Here is a 20,290-nt window from a genome sequence, read left to right as displayed (position 1 = left end):
GTGCCTGCGATTTAATACCAACCTTAAAAATCTTTCCCCTTTCATTTCCGATTAAAAGTCACCCGTCATGATGCTTCTATTGAGTTAATGCGCAACGCCATGACGTGTCCGAAAGCCTATTTTCGGGTATCATTGCAACTCTATTTTCCCCGTATTCTCTAAAAGACCAGATTGGTTTTCTTTATACCAGGATGATTCATGAACGACAAAATCAGTCAGGACACGATCAACAAAGCCCTGTGGGCCGCGTGTGACACCTTCCGTGGCACCATTAGTGCTGATACCTATAAAGACTTTATCCTTACCATGCTGTTCCTTAAGTACATTTCGGATGTCTGGCAGGATCACTATGACGAATATAAGGAACAATATGGCGATACGCCCGAGCTGATTGAAGCGATGATGGCGAATGAACGTTTTGTGCTGCCGAAAAGCGCCAGTTTCTATGCGCTGTATGAGCGCCGTCATGAGCCGGGCAACGGTGAACGTATCGATCAGGCATTGCATTCCATTGAAGAAGCCAACGGCACCAAACTGAAAGATGCCGGGAAAAGTGTCTTCCAGGATATCTCGTTTAACACTGACCGTCTGGGCGAAGAAAAACAGAAGAACACCATCCTGCGTCAGTTGCTGGAAGACTTTGCTGGTGAAGATCTCAACCTGAAGCCGAGCCGTGTAGGTACGCTGGACGTTATCGGTAATGCCTACGAATATCTGATCAAAAACTTTGCTGCCAGCGGTGGGCAGAAAGCCGGGGAATTCTATACCCCACCAGAAGTTTCAGACCTGATCGCTGAACTGCTCGATCCGCAACCGGGTGATACCATCTGCGATCCGGCCTGTGGTTCCGGTTCGTTGCTAATGAAGTGCGGACGTAAAATTGTCTCCGGGCATGACAGCCGCAACTATGCGTTGTTTGGTCAGGAAGCCATTGGCTCTACCTGGTCGCTGGCCAAAATGAACATGTTCCTGCACGGCGAAGACAACCACAAAATCGAGTGGGGCGATACTATTCGTAACCCGAAGCTGCTCGATAAAAATGGCGACCTGATGCTGTTTGATATCGTGACCGCTAACCCGCCGTTCAGCCTGGATAAGTGGGGCCATGACGAGGCCGAGAACGATAAGTTTGGTCGTTTCCGTCGCGGTGTACCGCCGAAGACTAAAGGAGATTACGCCTTTATCTCGCATATGATCGAAACCCTGAAACCGGGGACGGGTCGTATGGGCGTAGTGGTGCCACACGGTGTGCTGTTCCGTGGCTCAAGCGAAGGCAAAATTCGCCAGAAGCTGATTGATGAAAACCTGCTGGATGCGGTGATTGGCCTGCCTGAAAAACTGTTCTACGGTACGGGTATTCCAGCAGCGATTCTGATTTTCAAAAAACAGAAAGTGGATGACAAGGTGCTGTTTATCGATGCCAGTCGTGAATTTAAGACGGGTAAAAACCAGAACCAGCTCAGCGCAGAAAATATCCAGAAGATCGTTAAAACCTATCAAGAAGGCGATAACGTCGAGAAATATGCCTACCTTGCCAGCCTGAAAGAGATTCAGGACAACGATTACAACCTTAATATTCCGCGCTATGTCGATACCTTTGAAGAAGAGGAAGAAATCGATTTGCTGGCCGTTCGCGCTGAGCGGGAGGAATTGAAAGCGGAACTAGCGAAGTTGGAAACGGAGATGGCAGGGTATTTGAAGGAGCTGGGTTATGGTGCCTAAGGGGTGGGTCGCCACACAGATTGGCGATATCGCAAAATTTTCCTCTGGGGGAACTCCAAGCAAACAGAATGCAAATTTCTGGGGGGGGGATAAGCCGTGGATATCAGGTAAAGACTTAAAAACACACTTTATTGAAACGAGTATTGATACTCTGACAGATGAAGGCTTCCAAATCGCTAAACGTGCACCTGCAGGAGCATCACTTATTCTTGTGCGAGGAATGACTTTGCTCAAAGATTTTCCTGTAGGTTTCGCTATTAGAGAGGTTGCATTTAACCAAGACCTAAAAGCGTTGGTACCCAATAAAAACATTGATGGGCTTTTTCTTTCTTTTTTACTGGTTTCAGAGAAGCATAAAATAAAGCAACTTGTGAGTACTGCAGGTCATGGAACGGGACGTTTAGATACAGAATCAATAAAATTATATCCAATTAATGTCCCCCCATTTACTGAACAAAAGAAAATCGCCCAAATCCTGTTAACCTGGGATACGACGATTTCGGTGACGGAAAAGCTTCTCGCCAACAGTCAGCAGCAGAAAAAAGCCCTGATGCAGCAATTACTTACTGGGAAGAAACGCTTGCTGGATGAGAATGGGGTGAGGTTTAGTGGGGAGTGGAAAATCACTAAATTAATACAAATGGGCAAAGTTGTATCTGGTGGAACACCTGATACAAACATGGATGCCTATTGGGATGGAGATATTCAATGGCTTACCCCAACAGATGTTACTGCGTTAACGGGTAGGTTCGTTAACAATACCAGTAGAAGAATTACCTCTGCCGGATTACAAAATTGCTCTGCTGTTCTTTTGCCAAAAGGAAGCCTAATGGTATGTACAAGAGCAACCATTGGGGCTTTAGCTATTTCGACATCGGAAATTTGCACCAATCAAGGATTTAAAAACATCATTCCGAATGAAGAGTTTAATGTCGAATTTATTTATTACTTGCTGCAAATGAACATCAAAGAGATGATCAAAAAATCATCTGGTTCAACATTTTTAGAACTTTCCAAGAAAGATTTTGAAGCTATCAGCTTTTCTTGCCCATTTATTAAAGAACAACAAAAAATCGCCCTAGTCCTGTCCGCTGCCGACGCCGAAATCTCTACGCTGGAGAAAAAACTCGCCTGCCTGAAAGATGAGAAAAAAGCCCTGATGCAGCAGTTACTGACTGGCAAACGTCGTGTCTCCGTGCCAGTAAAAGTGGAAGAAAAAGAATCCGTTAGTGCATAACGCGAAGAACAAGGAACGATCATGAACCAGCCGTACACGCCAAAATTCCAGGAAGAATACAGCGCCAAAATCCCGGCGCTGACGTTACTGACCAGCCTCGGCTGGACGTTTTTACCCCCGAAACAGATTATGGCTTACCGGGGCTATAAACAGGATGAGGTAGTGCTGCGTCCGGTTCTTCGTGAGGTGTTGTCGAAGCGTTCCTTTATCGCGGGCGGTAAAACTTGCTCATTATCGGAAAAGGCGCTGGATACCCTGATATCGCAGGTTTGTTCTCCGGCACTGAATGAAGGGCTGCTGAAAGCTAACGAGCGGATGTATAACCATCTGCTCTACGGTATCGCCGTCACGGAGTTTGTCGATGGCAAAAAGGTGAACCCCACCATAGCGCTGATTGACTGGGAACATCCGGAAAATAACCAGTTCCACTTTACTGAAGAATTTACAGTATTGCGGTCAGGCGGTGTTGAAACCCGCAGACCGGATATTGTTTGTTTTGTGAATGGTATCCCGCTGGCAGTCATTGAAGCGAAAAGCCCGGCCGGTCACGGTAAGAAAGGGCCAACCATTGACGAAGGAATATCTCAGAGTATCCGTAATCAGCTCAACGATGAAATCCCGCAGCTGTTTGCCTACAGCCAGGTATTACTGTCGATTAACGGGCATGACGGGCGCTACGGTACCTGCCATACGCCAATGAAATTCTGGGCGGCATGGCGCGAAGAAGATATTACCGATGCGCAGATGTACGCTCTGCGCAATCATCAGTTATCGACTGAACAAATTCATGCGTTGTTTAATCATCGACCGCCTGCCGACCTTAGCTGGTATCAGCAGTTAATCGCTGGGGGGGAACTGGCTGTCAGTGGACAGGATAAGCTGCTTATCAGCCTGCTCTCTCCGGAACGCCTGCTGGAGATGACCCGCTTCTTTACTCTGTTTGATAAAAAGACCGGGAAAATTGTCGCCCGCTATCAGCAGGTGTTCGGCATTAAAAGACTGCTGGAGCGCATCAGTACCCGAAGACCCGATGGGGGCAGGGAAGGTGGTGTTATCTGGCATACCACCGGCTCCGGCAAATCGTACACCATGGTGTTCCTTAGCAAAGCGCTGATTCTCCATGACAACCTGAAGCAATGTCGTATTGTGGTGGTGACGGACCGTATCGATCTTGAAGAACAGCTCAGCAGTACCTTTGCATCCGGCGGCGAGTTGGCCGGGAAAAAAGACAAAGCCAATGCAATGGCGACATCCGGGCAGATGCTGGCGAAACAGATTGGCTCCGGTAAAGAACGCATCATTTTCACCCTGATCCAGAAATTTAATTCAGCGACAAAACTTCCTGAATGCGTCAATACCAGCCCCGATATCATCGTTCTGATTGATGAAGGACACCGCAGTCAGGGCGGTGAAAACCACGTACGAATGAAACTTGCCCTGTCGAACGCCGCCTTTGTGGCATTTACCGGTACACCATTGCTGAAAGAAGATAAGACCACCAATAAATTCGGACCTATTGTCCATGCCTATACCATGCAACGGGCAGTAGAAGACGAAGCGGTTACACCACTGCTCTATGAAGAACGTATCCCGGATCTGGAAGTGAATGATCGGGCGATTGATGCCTGGTTTGACCGCATTACTGATGGGTTGAGCGAGGCGCAAAAAGCCGATCTTAAACGTAAATATGCCCGTAAGGGCGAGGTCTATAGCGCAGATGACCGCATCCGACTGATCGCACTCGATATCGCCACGCACTTCTCGAAATACATTAATGAGGGGCTGAAGGGACAACTTGCCTGTGACAGCAAGATTTCCGCCATCAAATATAAAAAGTATCTGGATGAGGCGGGATTATTTGAATCAGCTGTAGTTATCAGTCCTCCGGATACCCGGGAAGGGAACACCGAGGTGGATGAAAGTAAACTGCCGGAAGTGACGAAATGGTGGAAAGATAACGTCGGCACGCAGGATGAGTCCGTGTATACCCGCAATATCATCAGTCGTTTCGATACCGATGATAAGCTCAAATTGCTGATTGTCGTCGATAAACTGCTCACCGGGTTTGATGAACCGAAGAATACCGTGCTGTATATCGACAAGCCGCTTAAATCCCATAACCTTATCCAGGCGATTGCCCGGGTAAACCGACTGCATCCACTGAAAAAGTTTGGCCTGCTGATTGATTATCGCGGCATTCTGGCTGAACTGGACACGACTATCGGTAAATATCAGGATCTCGCCTCCCGAACTCAGGGAGGATACGACATCAAGGATATTGATGGGTTGTATAGTGCCATGAGTTCTGAATACAAGCGACTTCCGCATCTGTATAACCAGCTGTGGGCCATATTTGCCGGTGTTAAAAACAAAAATGATACTGAGCAGTTGCGTGCGGTACTGGTGCCTAAAATGGAAGAACGTGACGGAGAGATGGTCGATATCCATCAGAAAACCCGTGATGATTTCTTCGAAGCGTTAACGGCCTTCGCCGGATGCCTGAAAGTGGCACTGCAGTCCGCCACCTTCTTCACCGACAAGAGCTTTACGGAACAAGACCGAAATCTCTATAAAGAAACCGTAAAACAGATGTCCAGCCTGCGCCAGTGGGCGATGCAGGTCAGCGGAGAGCAGGTCAATTATGACGACTACGCTGAACAGGTTAAAAAACTGCTGGATAAGCATGTCACCGGCGTTGAGGTTCGTGAACCGGATGGCGTGTATGAAGTCGGTAAAATGGGCAAGAGCGAAAAGCCCGAAGAGTGGGACAACAATAAAACCCGCAATGAAACCGACATCATTAAAACCCGCGTGACGAAGATGATTGAGCAGGAGCTGCGTGATGACCCGTATGCTCAGGAGGCCTTTTCAAAACTCCTGCGTATGGCTATCGAAGAAGCAGAAAAACTGTTCGACCATCCACTAAAACAGTACCTTTTGTTCCGTGAATTTGAAGAACAGGTTGAAGCCCGTAAGCTCAGCGATATCCCGGATGCACTGGCAGTGAACAAGCATGCTCAGGCGTATTACGGTGTTTTTAAAAAAGAGCTACCGGAGGTTTTTGCGGTAAACGACGTTCAAGTGCAGGATAAGTGGACGAAGCTGGCCTTTGAAGTGGACAGCATTATCGTCAAAGCGGTGGCAGAAAACTCCCTGAACCCTCAGGACATTGAGAAGGCCGTTAAGACAAGTCTGTTACCACTGCTGTTTACGGCCTGCCGGGAAATTGGTGCCGGAATGAATCAGGTAAACCGTATTGTGGAAACCATCATCCAGATCCTGCGCGTTGGTTTGATGAAATCATGAGTGAAAAAGAATCGCCAGCAATGAAAGCGTTACGCATTGTTTATGGTGATGAGGTCATCGTCGTACAGTGTGTTCCGCGTCAGGTCGTAAAGGGCAGGGTGCTCATCAAGGTGCATCCCGACTGCCGGGTTGTGGCCTCTGTACCGCCAGAAACACCGGAGCACGAAGTGCTGTCTGCGCTGAAAAAACGAGGGCGCTGGATCTATCAGCAACTGCGTGATTTCAGGGAGCAACAGACACACATTGTCCCGCGTCAGTATGTCAGCGGAGAAAGCCATTACTATCTTGGCAAGCAATATCAGTTGAAAGTGACAGAAGACGCTACTGTGCCGCAACGGGTGAAAATGTTGCGTGGGCGTCTGGAAGTGACGGTCAGGCACAAATCGGCAGAAAAAGTTAAAGCGTTGCTGGCCGAATGGTATCGGGAACGCGCCAGAGATGTCTTTCAACGCAGGCTTGATTTATTGATACCGCAGACCCTTTGGGTTAGTGAACGTCCGCCGATACGTCTGCGGGCGATGCAAACGCAATGGGGTAACTGTTCTGCAAAAGGCTGTCTGACCCTGAATCCATGGCTGGTTAAGGCATCCTCAGAATGTATCGACTATGTCTTGTTGCATGAGTTATGCCATGTTGCTGAGCATAACCACAGCGAGGAGTTTTACCGTCTGATGGGGCAGGTTATGCCGGGTTGGGAAAAGGTCAAGAAACGACTGGATGGGATGGCTGGGATGTTGTTGACTGATATGTAGTAAGAGCCCAGCTAGATTAAAATATTACAGAACTATATAAGAAGGGGTTTTATGTTTTTCAAAATTGTTAGAAACTTTAAAGCCAAGATTGGACTGTTATTATTAACCCTGTTTTTGGCTCCAGGTTATGTTCATGCCAATACGTGGGAAATAAATGTCACAAGAAAGGATAGTAATTTATATCAAATTACTGGGAAGGATGCTTTTGTTAATACTAAATATTGTTATGTTTATGCTTATTCTGAAGACGCATATCTCAGGGTTGATGGCTATGATAAAAAAATAATTTTTACAGATAGCAAGGATTCATGTGATGTAGATAATGTATTTAGCATGGTTAATATTGACTCAGGAAAGTATGAGGTAGAGGTTTCTAAAAAAGAAGATAACTGGTATGAGGTTTATGGTACAGATAATATGATAAAAACATCAATGTGCCTTAGTTTGGCTCTCAATGAAAAGGCTATTTTGTCCATGAATGGTTATAGTGCAGGAGAGTTGATTTTTGATGACGGAGATAGCTGTAATGTAGAAGGGGTCTACTCTCCTGTTCGTTTGTGAATTGGAGCTGGGATCAGTATGATCTGTGGTGTTCATCCAGCTATGTAAGGATATAAAATGAAAATAGAAGCTGATGTAAAAAATATATCAAAATTAAGCGATTATTACTTTTTAGTTCCCGATTATCAACGTGAGTATGTATGGAAGGTTGATGATCAGGTTGAGCAGTTTATCATGGATTTAGACAATGAATACCAACCGGAGCAGAAAGATCTAAATGGTTATTTTCTCGGTTCGGTTATTATCGTAAAGAATGGGGAAAAGCATGATGTTATTGACGGACAGCAGCGATTGACCACTATTGTCATCACTATGTGTGCCTTACGGGATCTATTAAAAGATCGATTGGATACACTTGACAAAAAAGGGCTGGAATATCTGAAAACTATTGAGGAATGGCTCTCTAGTTATGATATTAATAGTGAGGAAAATCTAATTAGACTAGATCTTCAATATGAAGAAAGTCGCGGGTTTATTTCGCGGTTAATTGAAGGGCAGACCAATACCTTTGCGGAAACAGCTTCAGTAAAAAAAATGGCTGACGCGTATGATCACATTCGTGATTATCTTAAATACCAATTGCAAGATAGCTTGAATGAGTTAATCTCCTTCGCTCGCTTTTTTTTAACAAAAGTTGAGCTGGTTGTCATTGAATCAGAGAACTTAAGTAGCGCATTAAAGATCTTCGAAACGATCAATCAGCGTGGTGCCAGCCTTAATGCCATGGATCTTGTTAAAAATTTGATTTTCAGTCAGATAAAGGAAGAACAGTTTTCGGCAATAAAGACAACATGGAAATCAATCACTAATAACCTTGAATCTTGCGGCGAAAGTGATAACCCGCTTCGTTTTTTGCGTTACTTTCTGATGGCACGATATCATCACGGGATTTTGCGTGAAGATGATATTTATAAATGGATCATTTCAGCTGAGGGGGAGTTGTCGTTACAGTATAAGACACACCCTATGGCTCTCGTAAAAGAATTGGAAAAATTATCAGAACGATACGCTAACTTGGTCAATGCAACAAATGAAGCAGCCTACTGGCGTGAAAATGCCCGTTTTCCAAATGTAAGTAACATTGGATATATTAATAAATATCGCTCACGTCAGCATTTGGTTTTACTAATGGCATTGGACATTAGTTGTTCTGATGATGTAATGGATTTCTTAGGTGCTCAACTTGAGAGCTTTTTATTCTTTACAAACACAATGGCTATTCAATCGAAGACATATGAGCAACGCTTTACTCAATGGGCTGTAAAGCTTCGGGATGTGAAAACGAAAGCAGAGATTGCAAATGTTGTTTCAACAACACTTATACCTTTTGTTGTGGAGCGTTTAGATGAATTTAAAGAACGATTCTCAATTATTAATGACTATAATTTTACCCCTCAGTATCGCCAACGTTATGTATTGGGTAGATTAGAGAATCATATCCGCCATCTTTGCGGTTTTCCGGAAAAGAGCCAGCAGGCTATTCAGCAGATGCAAATTGAGCATATTCTTCCTCAGACGGTACGGAACGTCCCTGAAGATGGGGAGTTCTCCGATGCAAATCGAACAAGTTATCTCTACAAGCTTGGTAATGTAACATTATTAGAGGGTACAATTAACCAGTCCGTCAATAACTGCAATGATTTGAGTGAAGACTGGTTTTTGAAAAAACAAACAGAATATTTAAACTCTGAAATCATCATGACTCGATTACTCCACTCTCAGTACTCAATTGGTGAGAACACCGCATTAAATCGCTTTAAGCAGAAATATGGTTATGAATATAAATTCTGGTCCGCAGAAAATATCACCGCAAGGCAACGCCTGCTGATGGATCTTGCCATTGACTGCTGGCGATTTAATGATCAGAGAATAGATTCTTATATAGCAAATAATCTGAGCACTGAACCTGGAAACGAGTTTATTGTATAATAATAACTTCATCTCTCGTAATACGGCTCCTGAACCAGACCAATCACCAGGAGCCATTGAATCACTCCAGAACCTTTCGGGGTATTGATAAAATTTAACCTCGTAATTCTTGGACTTAATGGCGTCATGGATACCATTGTCGCCCTGGTCCATCATATGGAGCTAGTATGCCCCTAACCTCCAAAGAAAAACATAAGTATGCTAAAATCACGAGATTGCCAAGTTAGTGATATTATCTATCAGGTAAAATTACTTTACTGTAGTGCTCTGAGCGTATTTCAAATCCATCCATATCAGCTTTAAAATCTTTGCTTGAATCAAACAACAAAGAGTAAGTGTCTCTAATTAAACTGAACTCTTCTTTGATTCCTATTGGTTCTAAAAATGCTTCATAAACAGAACTAAAATTATTAAATATATCAAAATGCATAACTTCTACTGATGGCCCTCTAACCAAATTAGCTGATCCACTAAAAACCTCACATCTTCCTTGACTAATGCCGCAATAAATTTTTGCATGGAAATCTTTATTTTGGTGAAGTTCGGATAATAAACTGGATCCAAGTTCAAACTCATTAAGTTTATCGTATGCAATATTATTCACCTCCGAATAAGCATTCTTAAATTTAGTTAACTCACCATTTTTAGTCCAGATTTTTGATTTTTTATGATCGAGTCTGTTTATTAATTCAATCCATATTTCGGTAAGTTCGGCTGGCCTCAAATGCTGATGCCCAATAAAGGGAGTGATAATGTAAATTTTGTCAAATAAAATTGTCCATCGCGGGATTAATTTATATAGCCAAGATATGATGTTTGTTTTCGAATAAACACCAGGAATGATTCTTTTCTCTATCAAACGTGAGCCAATTACATTGCAGATTGAGAAATCGCTGATCTTAATGTTTATAGTCTCAATGTATTTTTTAAAGAAAAAACTTTCACATTCTTGCCCGCAGGAACAATTGAATTTTAGCTTCACTATCACATATTCTGGGCCTTTACCATATGAATTTTTTAGCGTCCACTCAACATAGCGAGAATGTTCGCCAAGGAGTCGAGGAAATTCATCCTTTAATTTTTTAAATGACTCTTTCTCAATGTTTTTACCGCAATTCGAGCAAATATAGAGAGGGTAATCATCGCAGATGTAAGGGAGTGAATAGTGTTCTAAATCTGCATCACGCTCTACTTTATCCTCAATGAATAAAATGTTTACATATAAATGTGCTTTGTGTGTATCGTTAATATCTTTACCATCTTTATTAAAGTAATAGTCAACCTTACTAGCACCACTCTTACATCCTGAAAAGTCAGGGTTGATAACATTTATCCCGAATGTTTCAGTACAATTATTACATTTTCCAATCATTACACCTTCTTCGTCGCTGAAAGGAACAGATGACCCATTATCTAGTTCTACAGGCTGTAAGTGTGCCTCTGAAAAAATAATAACACTATTGCAATGAGGACACTTAGTATTGGTAAAACTAACATCTTCATCTTCAAATATATAGCTAGGTCTGAATTTCTTTAATATATTGAATGTAAAATTAAGTTTTCCATGTTCATCTATCATAAAGAATTTCTCTATTAAAAGTTTCGCTAGTCAAAGTGAATAATACAATCCAGGGATTTGAACAGATATTCCAGTTTCTTTGATTCGCTGTTCGATATTGCCACAAGGAAAATATTAAGAGTGTCCCGATATCCCAAGGTTATCTTTTAATCATACACAATTTTAAATATATTTCATTATATACATCGGTTTGAGCACTCATTTCGAAGAAAACGGGTACTACCGGAGTCATTGTCGGAGCCCAGCCCCATACAACAGTTGTCAACCAGTTCAAGCAACTGATTATCAGATTGAATAACGAGAATCGTTTCACCTTCATTTTCAACTATGCCAATAAAATCGGCGGGCATTTAATCACCTTAGCTTTTTCTGTGCTCAACGCTATCCATGATTATCTATTTTCTGCCGATTACAGCAAAATTAGTAATCAATTTTAGCAAAGTTTCGCAATGCACTGCTATGTAACTCATTGATCCAGCGTAGGATTTAAAATCCCTCGGCGTACGCGCTGTGCGAGTTCAAGTCTCGCTCCGGGCACCATGGGAAAGACAAGTATAATCAAAGCAATAAGCAGTGTCGTGAAACCACCTACGGGTGGTTTTTTTGTGCCTGAAATTCACCTTTTCACAGCAGCCTTCCCTGGCACCATTATTCCTGTATATGGATGATTAACTTAATGTAATAAGTTTCGGTGCGAGCGCCAGTTAAAAGCCTCTCAGGTCGTCTACGGGCATGTTCAGGCTGCTCTTTTCAACGATTCGTTGCAGTGTCAGGTTGAGCACTTCGATATTGTTGTCGAAACTGCCGTGCGAAGCATCAATCATTACTTTCGGACCGGTGGGCACCTTGTCAGCCTCAATGACATTTGTGCGTCCGCTCCTTTCCAGTCCAGCCTCAAAGACTGCACGGTGCCAGTTGCGCAGTGCTTCGCCCGTGCTCGACGAACCGTCCCAGCCTTTGTAGTTTTTGTCGCGTATATTGCCCATTCCCAGCAGCGGTGTGCGCTGGTCGCCTTCCAGGGCATTTGAAACGAAGTAGAGTAGCGACTTGCGATAAATTGCCGCCACATTGTCATCGCGCTCATTGCGATCGGAGAGAAGGTGCAAATACATACGTTTCATCAGCGAAGCATGCGGTGCATAGTGGCGGTTGGCAAATTGCACTGTGCATGCTGGCGCATAGAGATGCACAGACTTAAGTTGCTCGCCCAGACCACGTGCCGACAACAGATCGACGAAATGGCCGAGGATGATGCTGCCCGCCGAGTGACCGATGATGTGGAGTTCCAGGGTGTTGCCCCAGGTCGCAGCAAGCGTTTGCAGTGCTGTCACCAGCAGGTCGCCTGCGCGGCCTGAGAAGCAGCTAAATTCTGCGTTCTCTTTCATTTCGCTCCAGACGGGTTTGGCGACCGGCCTGCCTATGGTCTGCTCAAGTAGCATGTCGGAGGCATCGGTCAACGCCTCGCGAACGCCTCCCGCTCGCGACGGTTCACGACGGAAGTGGTCAGAGAAAATGTCGCCAATAGATTCCAGAATCCCTGTTTTCCACACGAGGAATAACGGGTAGCAGTCGTTGCCAACGAAGTAGCGTCCCATCGCCCGCGCCCGCTCAATGGAACCGGCTTCGTCGTTGAGCCCACCATGTGCATAGATAACCAGACGCTTAGTTTCCGTGTTATGGGTTCGGAACCAGCGATCGGGCAACACGCAACCCTGGTACATCAGCGTGCGCGTCATCTCGTCTTGTGTGAGGTAGCGAGTCACACGTCCATTGTTGCCTATTACGATGCTGTGCTCGTAAGCGGTCGTTTCATCCCACCACAGCGTTTTATTGGCCGTTCCTGCAAGCGTGGCAGAAGACCGCTTGCCAGTGGCGAGTTGCCCTGGCACCACGCCGGGTACGCCCAGCGCGGCAACCCAGGCATCCATCGCATTGGTCAGCCAGTCGGCATAACTCAACACCGCAAAACCACCGCAACCCCAGTTTTCTCCCCAGGAGTTTTGCACGATAAAGCCTTCGCGGTTGAAACCCACCAGTGCAAAGGCATGACCATCGGTTTTTGAGGGCTTGCCATTGAAGTCGATGACGGAAAGCGAGGCATGACCCGTGATGGGTTTTTTCACTTGCGGCACAGTCTGCCAGCCTTCGTGCGTGAATGCGGAAACGTATATCGCACCGACCTCATGGATGGCGGCCTGCATGTCGGTGATGTTTTTGATGTCTATGCGATAGTAGACACCCAGTGTCGTATTAGCTGCACGCTCCGCATAGCCGTACTGTGGTGGCTCATTCTCCTGCGCCAGATAGGGCCAGTCAGGCTCCAGACACACACCGTGGTGAAACCACCCTTTGAGCGCGCCACGGCAGCTAGAGCCGTCGTAATCCTCACCCGCATATTCGTCGTATCGTCGGGCAAAGTTGTAAAGCATGCGGGGGCTCACTGAATCGAGCGCCGTTGGGAAACCGGCTTTGCGCCAGCGTAGATAATTCACGACACAGGCCAGACCAAAGCCCGTACAGGCTCCCTCCTGACCCTGATCGAGGATCAGCTTTGCCTTCGTGTAGACGGTCAGTCGCGTTGCGATGTCCGCATCGCTCGGAAACAGATCCGGTAAGCTCACCGGTGGTGGTGTGTAGGTACGATCGCGTAGATCGACCGGATCTTTTGACGCATTGAGTACGGGTCCTGAGTCGAGTGCGGAGACGGGGATCGCCGCCGTGGCGCTCTTGCGCTTGCCCGCTTTCGGAGGCTCGCTACTTGTCATCGCCTTCCTGGTTTCGCCAGCGTTTAGCATGACGGCTGGCATGGCAGCGGCAAGTGTGAAAACGCTTTTGAAACGATCCAATCCATGCGAGCCGCCATTCACCAGCCTGCGAGCCTTCCTGTAGTCCGGTGGCGAGGCTGTCAGTGCGGTCGTTAACTCCTTTTGGCGATCGGCGAGGAACATGGCCAACAATACGGCCGCCACTTCGGGCGCATTGGCGAGGTCAGGGGAGGTCGCGATGTCCACGCCGATGCGTGGAGCGTATTCTTCGTAGTTCCCGCGCCCGGTGAGCTGCACGAAACCGCGTCCGCGAAACCTGGCGCCATCCCCCGGTTTGGTATTGCCAAGACTCTTACCTGGTTTTGTCCCTGCGTCGTAGGCGCTGAATGCCGGTAACCCTGGCGTGGTGTTGAACTGAGAGGGGTATTCGGAAATGGGGACGAAGCCTTCGGTTTCCGCACGTATGGTTCCCAGTGCTGCCAGAATTAACGGGGCCGTCGTAAGTCCTTCACTGGTGAGTGCTGCTGTCACATACGGCAGATACCGCAACACGTTGGATGGCTTGGTGGCCGGGAACAAGTTTTGCACATCATCTGCCCGCAGCCCTAGGGAGGGGAGCGTTATCAGACCCAGCAGGCTCTGGCTGTAGGGGCCAACAATACCATCGGCAAGGATACCGATATTCGACTGCCAGTGGCGTACTGCTGCTACTAGCGTCTCATCAAACTGGTCATTCTTCGCCTGCAGGTCGAACATTTGTGCATCCGACCCCAATGTCGCAGCCAGACACTTACGGAGTTGAACAACTTCCGGCCCTAATGAGTCTTGCAACAGCAATTTAACCATGACTTTCCCCTCAATAAAGTGAGTACTTTGCGTCGATATCAACGTCGTGGAACCGTGATGTTGATATCGACTGTAGTGCAGCGCATCACTTTCAGCCAAATGACGTTAAATGCTGACGTCAATTGACGCTGGTCCAGACTTCAAGAACACCCGGTGAAACTCTGGAGGTATATCCATCGACAAAGGCGACACTCAGCTTAATGAAGCCTGGCCATTTCGCAGTTGCGTTGTACTCTGTGGCTAATTGTTTGGCGAGCTCCGCATCTTCTTTATGAAAATAACGTACCTGATTGATTCCAACCGCCTGGGCTGTACGTTCACCTCCGCGCGCGGCCCCCTGAATATTCCAGTGACGGTTTTCAAGCGTTGTTGAAACGTCTATTGGAGAAAGACCGAAATCACCAGTCCCAATCGTGCGTCCTGGTGTTGAATATTAGTGAGTAGCCATTTAACAGGGGGGATACCGAAGCGCAAATTGTGTTGATCGGTGTTATCTGATTTATCCGTCATGTTTTTTACCTGTCAGCAAAGTCAAATGTTGTTAATCATTTTGATAGATAAAAAACGTCTGGAAGGTAAGTGTGGTGTATGGTTTATTATTTTAATATCAACCATATTTATTATGGAGGAACCTGGCAGCGAGTTTGGATGTTGGTGCTTGTTGATTATTTAAAAATATAAAACAGATGCAGGTGTGAGTATATCTGTGATGGTAAACACATAATGCGTGATTTGCATTGCTAATAGCATGTCGAAATAAAAAGACTATTACTTTTATATTTGGGCGCTCAACAGCGAATCGCCACGGATAATCCAGACATTTCAGATTAGCCTATGATTCTGACAATACCCCGGTAGACGATGCTACCGGGTATTTGCTGTCTGCTTCTGACTCTCAGCTGTCGGTTTAAAACGGTCCCCAGTTAATCGCCACGCCGATCAGCAGCATGATGACGCAAATGACAAACCAGATGGCGATCACCGGTGCCACAAAACGCAACCATTTGCCATAAGGCACACCGGCAGTGGCTAATACGGCCATCAGAACACCGGAGGTTGGGTTCATGCAGTTGACGATACCTTCACCGAGCAAGACTGCCTGGACCATGACTTGACGCGTCAGACCAAGGTTATCGCCAAGCGGAGAGAAGATAGGGATCAGCAGTGCTGATTCACCGGAACCCGACGATATCCCAAAATGAATCAACGCTGCGCTGATAAACATCCCGAGGGTCGCCGCATGTATCGGTACCGGCTCCAGCAAATTGGATAAGCTCCCGACAATCGGGTCCAGCACGTTGCCTTGCTGCAACACCAGCGAGATGGCTGCGGCCATACCGACGATAAATGCGCCTTTTACCAGCTTCGAACAGCCCGAGAGAAAGGTATTTGCAATTTCCGATCCGGACAGGCGGCCAATGAGTCCTACGATTATCGTCAGCAGAATAAACATAGCCGACATCTCATTGGTGCCCCAATGGAATTGTATCGTACCGGCTATAAACAGAATCAGTGCCAGCACGGTGATGGCTAAGATCCATTTATGGCGCCCCGTAACGTTCAACACTTCATTGCCTGAAGTATCCATAGTGGGGCGCACAGAACCCTGCTGTCGGCTACGGCGAATTGACCAGATCAAATAGGCGGCAGCGGTAATGATAAATAACAGGCAGGTGATGCCACGCAGCAGCATGCCGGAAAAGAGCGGTAACTGCGCCAGATGTTGTGTGAGCCCTGTCGTCGCAGGATTGAGGATCGCCACATTAAAGCCCGCCGCGCAGGTCAGATAGACCAACGATGCCCCCAGTATTGGCGGTAATCCCATCGAACGCGCGATCAACAACCCAATAGGCACAAACGCGACCACGGCATTCACCACGACGCCAGTGGTACCGAGAAGACCAAAGATGGCGGCAAAAATCAACACGAGCCATTTGTCGCTGAGTTTCGTGCTGTGCGATAAAGAATTAAGCGCGGTAGCGATGGCGCCGGTTTTTTCGATAACGGCTAGCACGCCACCCGTAAACAGAATCAGAAAAATAATCGACGCTTGTTTTACCATGCCTTTGGCAATCGCTGTGAAGATTTCCAGCGGATAGACGCCACTTTGTGCAACGGCATGCAGGCTGCCTTTCACCGCAAACTTGATACCGTCGCGCGTTTCATAATCATAAACGCCAGCGGGAATAATCCAGGTCGCGACGGCGGCGAGAACCAGGATAATAAACAGCAACAGATAGGGACTTTGCCCTTTATCCTGCAAGGAGACCGGAGGTGAGTAAGAATCAACGTGGGATTGCGTCATGATTTCCCCCTTCAGCAATGATCCCCGCCACTAATGCCGCGCGTAGTGGCACATCGGCGATGTTGATATGTTCATGCTTAGCATGAATTCCGGAACCGGTCGCACCAAGGCCATCCAGCGTGGGTAAACCGAGCGCGGCAGTAAAATTGCCGTCGCTGCCACCGCCAACGCTTTCGCCAGCCACGGTGAAGCCTAGTGCTTCCGCCACATGCTGCGCCCGTGTCAATAACGTGAGTGATGCGGGCGTATGGCGCATCGGTGGACGACCCTGCCCACCGCTGACCTGCAGCGTGATACGCGGATCGTAGGGGCGCAATTGAGAAATTGCTTCATGAATACTCGCAGCTTCTTCCTGCGAAGTGACTCGGGTATCTATACCGAGATACGCGCGATCGGCCACCACATTGAAGCGGCTGCCGCCGTTGGCGATCCCTACGTTGACGGTAGTGCCACGCTCAGGCGCATTGAGGCTATTCAGGTAGAGAATGTGCTGCGCCATCTCTTGTATTGCGCTGGCGCCTTCTTCTGGATTATTACCGGCATGTGCCGCCAGCCCGTGGATAGTTATTTCATAGTGGCCCGTGCCTTTTCGCGCGACTTTAAGCGCGCCGCTGCCCGCGACGGCTGGTTCAACGACTAACACCTGCGCGGAACCGCGCGCATGTGTTTCAATCCATTCACGCGAACTCGGGCTGCCCAGCTCTTCGTCACTGTTACACAGGAAAACGATACGTTGGTGTCCGAGCAAGTTGAGCTGTTGCAACGCGCGCACTGCCCAGATGGCCTGCACCAGCCCGGATTTCATATCCAGAATACCCGGCCCGTATAATTTACCGTCTTCCTCCCGAAGAGACAGAACACCCTTGTCCCATACCGTATCGAAGTGACCTATCAGCGTCGTTTGCGGCCCATTGCTACCGAGAGTGAATTTGCGGTGGTTGCCGTAGTGTACTTGTTCATCGATTTCCGCCTGCACGCCTAAACGTTGCTGGAAAATGTCCTCCAGCACCCGGCCACATGCATCAACCGCCGTTTTATCATGTGATGGCGATTCTGCCAGTACTAACCGTTTAATATCATTCAGGATGTCAGATGCGTGTTGTTGCAGGTACGTTTTTATTCTTTTCATGTTTTTTTCCGTCTGTCTTGGTTGTCACAGGCAGTATGCGCAGAATTGGCATTGTAAAAAATGAGGAGTGATGATTATTATTGTTGCCCTGTGAGCAACGAATAAGCCAAAAATATGACGTTCTCCACCTATCCAGAAAAATCCATCGGGTATTTGTATGAAGTTGGCGTACATGGCGGTATTCGACGTGCGGCCGATGCGTTGGGCATTAATCCGTCGGTAGTGAGTCGTCAGTTATCCGAACTGGAAAGAACGTTACAACTGCCGTTACTCGAACGACGTGGCCGCAACGTGGTATTAACGGATGTCGGGAAACTGCTGGCAGAAGACTATGCGCTGACGGTGCAACGGCGCAAACAACTCGAGCGTCAGTTGCAGGATTTGCGCCATATGCGCGGTGGATCGGTGAACTTGCGCGTAGGTCAGGGCATGGTGGAAGAGGTGGTCAGGCATGTCATCAGTGAATTTTCCCTGGCGTATCCTGCTGTTTTCGTCAACATTCAGTCTGGCGATATGCAAACCACCCTCACGCTACTGGCTAAAGGGGAGGTGGATATGTCGGTGAGTTTTGGACCGTCCGCGCCACCGGGTTTGAAGTGTAACAGTTTTCGGCGTGGGCCGATTTGCGCCATTGTACCGCCCGATCATCCTGTCGCCGCTTTACCTGCTGTCACCGCCGAAGAATTAACGCGCCACCGCTTAATTGTCATGAGCGAAGATTTTGGTATACAGCGTTATTTGAACGCCATTTTTAAAAATGAAGGCCTTATTTTTACGCCCGCATACCGTTGTAATCTGTTTACCAGCGCGATCGCCTTATGCCAGACCGGACAAGGCGTCGCATTTATGACGCCGCAAACATTGAAAAGTATTCAATTTCGCGAGCAATTGGTGGCTGTCCCTATTGATCATCGTATTGCTCGTGAAAGTCTGTGTCATTTGTTGCGCTCTAATGACCATCGTATGACGCCAGCAGCGAATTATCTGTGGCGTTTATTAAATAGTTATTTTGCCGGGTTACCCTAACGGTCATATTGGTGGGGATAACGCTCACCAACACAATAAACCGCGACGTTGCGGTTATCTGCGAATGGGGCATTTGCCATCAATCCTTCGCGGGCGGGGTAATTCCTGCACCCCTCTATAAAGCCTTCCCTGGCACTTTTAAATGATTACCTAAATGTAATAAGTTTTGGTGAGCGCTTCATCTCATTGCGCGAGCGTCCTTTAAAAGCCTCTCAGGTCGTCCACTGACATGTTCAGGTTGTTCTCTTCAATGATTCGTTGCAGCGTCATGTTTGCTCTGGTCAATCACAGCGGATGTACGTGCTTTTGTTCAGTACCGCAGGACTTTATGAAAGCATGCCCGCTTCAGCCTCTCTGCAACGTTCACGGTTTTCCAGCCACTCAATCAAAATGGAGCCCCAGCTGATGTCCGCTTGCAGTGCGGCCTTCGCCTTGTTCGGATCACGCGCGCGGAGTGCCTGGATGATTTCATGATGCTTGTGTGTTTCCAGATCTAAATCGCGCTGCGGCACCTCAATATGAAACGTCCGCAAAATCGGTCCCATACTGACCCACATATTTTCGAGCGTTTTAAGCATTACGGGCATCCTGGCTGCGCTAATGAGCCTGAAATGAAATTCCCAGTTAAGCATCGAGGCTTTTTTAGCATCGCTGACAAATACCTCGAGAAAACGCTGTTGCAACTCTTCCAGCGCGTCCAGTTCTGCCGACGTAATGCGCTCAGCCGCAAGGGCGGCGGCTTCGCCTTCCAGAAGATGGCGTATCAGTTGAATTTCTTTAAGTTGTTCCACTGTCATTTCTGGGACATAGATGGCGGTTGCTGCCTTCATCTCCAGCGCCTGTTCACTGACGAGCCGGAAAATAGCCTCCCGAACGGGGGTGATAGAAACGGCAAATTCGCTGGCCAGTTGAGAAATTCTCAGTCGTTCTCCTGGCTGGTACTGCCCATCCATTAATGCCAACCGAATGCGTCCATAGACGCGCTCACTCAGATTTATTTTTTCAATCGGTTGATACACGAAACACCTCCTTCCAGGGACTGACGCTCATAACGTGTCAGGTTCGTCACAGTATTGCAACATTGATTTTACAGTTTGGTGATGACTAAGATATATCATGTATTATGTATTAAT

Annotated in this window: 12 protein-coding genes; 7 read left to right on the top strand and 5 right to left on the bottom strand. The window is 47.1% G+C overall.

Translation table 11 applies throughout. The annotated features are described in order from the left end of the window. The first annotated feature begins 198 nt into the window (after positions 1-198). The 6 genes from AC07NP_RS16900 to AC07NP_RS16875 are packed head-to-tail and all read left to right on the top strand — an operon-like array spanning position 199 to position 9,507. Complete coding sequence (locus AC07NP_RS16900; RefSeq protein WP_494661162.1) at positions 199-1,722, top strand: type I restriction-modification system subunit M; 1,524 nt, start codon at positions 199-201, stop codon at positions 1,720-1,722. Beyond that, positions 1,712-2,959 (top strand): restriction endonuclease subunit S, encoded by a 1,248-nt coding sequence (locus AC07NP_RS16895; protein ID WP_494661161.1) that lies wholly within the window; start codon positions 1,712-1,714, stop codon positions 2,957-2,959. The genes AC07NP_RS16900 and AC07NP_RS16895 overlap by 11 nt, the downstream gene beginning before the upstream one ends. Positions 2,960-2,980: 21 nt before the next feature. After that, positions 2,981-6,265, top strand: coding sequence for a type I restriction endonuclease subunit R (locus AC07NP_RS16890; RefSeq protein WP_494661160.1), 3,285 nt, complete (start codon positions 2,981-2,983; stop codon positions 6,263-6,265). Continuing rightward, entirely contained in the window at positions 6,262-7,017 is a 756-nt protein-coding gene (locus AC07NP_RS16885) for a M48 family metallopeptidase (protein ID WP_494661159.1), read from the top strand. Before AC07NP_RS16890 ends, AC07NP_RS16885 begins: the two co-directional genes overlap by 4 nt. 51 nt (positions 7,018-7,068) lie before the next feature. Beyond that, on the top strand, positions 7,069-7,578 hold the full coding sequence (locus tag AC07NP_RS16880) for a hypothetical protein (protein WP_494661158.1): 510 nt from the start codon (positions 7,069-7,071) through the stop codon (positions 7,576-7,578). A 57-nt stretch (positions 7,579-7,635) separates the two neighbouring features. Then, positions 7,636-9,507, top strand: coding sequence for a DUF262 domain-containing protein (locus tag AC07NP_RS16875; protein ID WP_494661157.1), 1,872 nt, complete (start codon positions 7,636-7,638; stop codon positions 9,505-9,507). A 232-nt stretch (positions 9,508-9,739) separates the two neighbouring features. On the opposite strand, the gene AC07NP_RS16870 is transcribed toward AC07NP_RS16875, so the two are convergent. From AC07NP_RS16870 to AC07NP_RS16855, 4 genes are all read right to left on the bottom strand, one after another. Next, positions 9,740-11,086, bottom strand: coding sequence for a phospholipase D-like domain-containing protein (locus AC07NP_RS16870; RefSeq protein WP_494661156.1), 1,347 nt, complete (start codon positions 11,084-11,086; stop codon positions 9,740-9,742). 704 nt (positions 11,087-11,790) lie between these two features. Then, positions 11,791-14,697 carry a C1 family peptidase gene (locus AC07NP_RS16865; RefSeq protein ID WP_494661155.1) on the bottom strand — a complete coding sequence of 969 codons (2,907 nt, stop codon included), beginning with the start codon at positions 14,695-14,697 and terminating at the stop codon, positions 11,791-11,793. 907 nt (positions 14,698-15,604) lie between these two features. Next, complete coding sequence (locus AC07NP_RS16860) at positions 15,605-17,002, bottom strand: YfcC family protein (protein WP_494661154.1); 1,398 nt, start codon at positions 17,000-17,002, stop codon at positions 15,605-15,607. Then, entirely contained in the window at positions 16,983-18,131 is a 1,149-nt protein-coding gene (locus AC07NP_RS16855; protein WP_494661153.1) for a M20 family metallopeptidase, read from the bottom strand. The genes AC07NP_RS16860 and AC07NP_RS16855 overlap by 20 nt, the downstream gene beginning before the upstream one ends. Positions 18,132-18,245: 114 nt before the next feature. On the opposite strand from AC07NP_RS16855, the gene AC07NP_RS16850 reads away from it, so the two are divergent. Continuing rightward, positions 18,246-19,157 (top strand): LysR family transcriptional regulator, encoded by a 912-nt coding sequence (locus AC07NP_RS16850; RefSeq protein WP_203360857.1) that lies wholly within the window; start codon positions 18,246-18,248, stop codon positions 19,155-19,157. Between the two features lie 326 nt (positions 19,158-19,483). Here AC07NP_RS16850 and AC07NP_RS16845 read toward each other — a convergent pair whose 3' ends face one another. Beyond that, on the bottom strand, positions 19,484-20,176 hold the full coding sequence (locus AC07NP_RS16845; RefSeq protein ID WP_494661152.1) for a GntR family transcriptional regulator: 693 nt from the start codon (positions 20,174-20,176) through the stop codon (positions 19,484-19,486). Between the last annotated feature and the right edge of the window lie 114 nt (positions 20,177-20,290).

The sequence above is a fragment of the Citrobacter sp. GW821-FHT07H02 genome (assembly GCF_059418505.1).
Note: the sequence above shows the minus strand (reverse complement) of the source record. Positions and strands in the feature narration are given on the sequence as shown.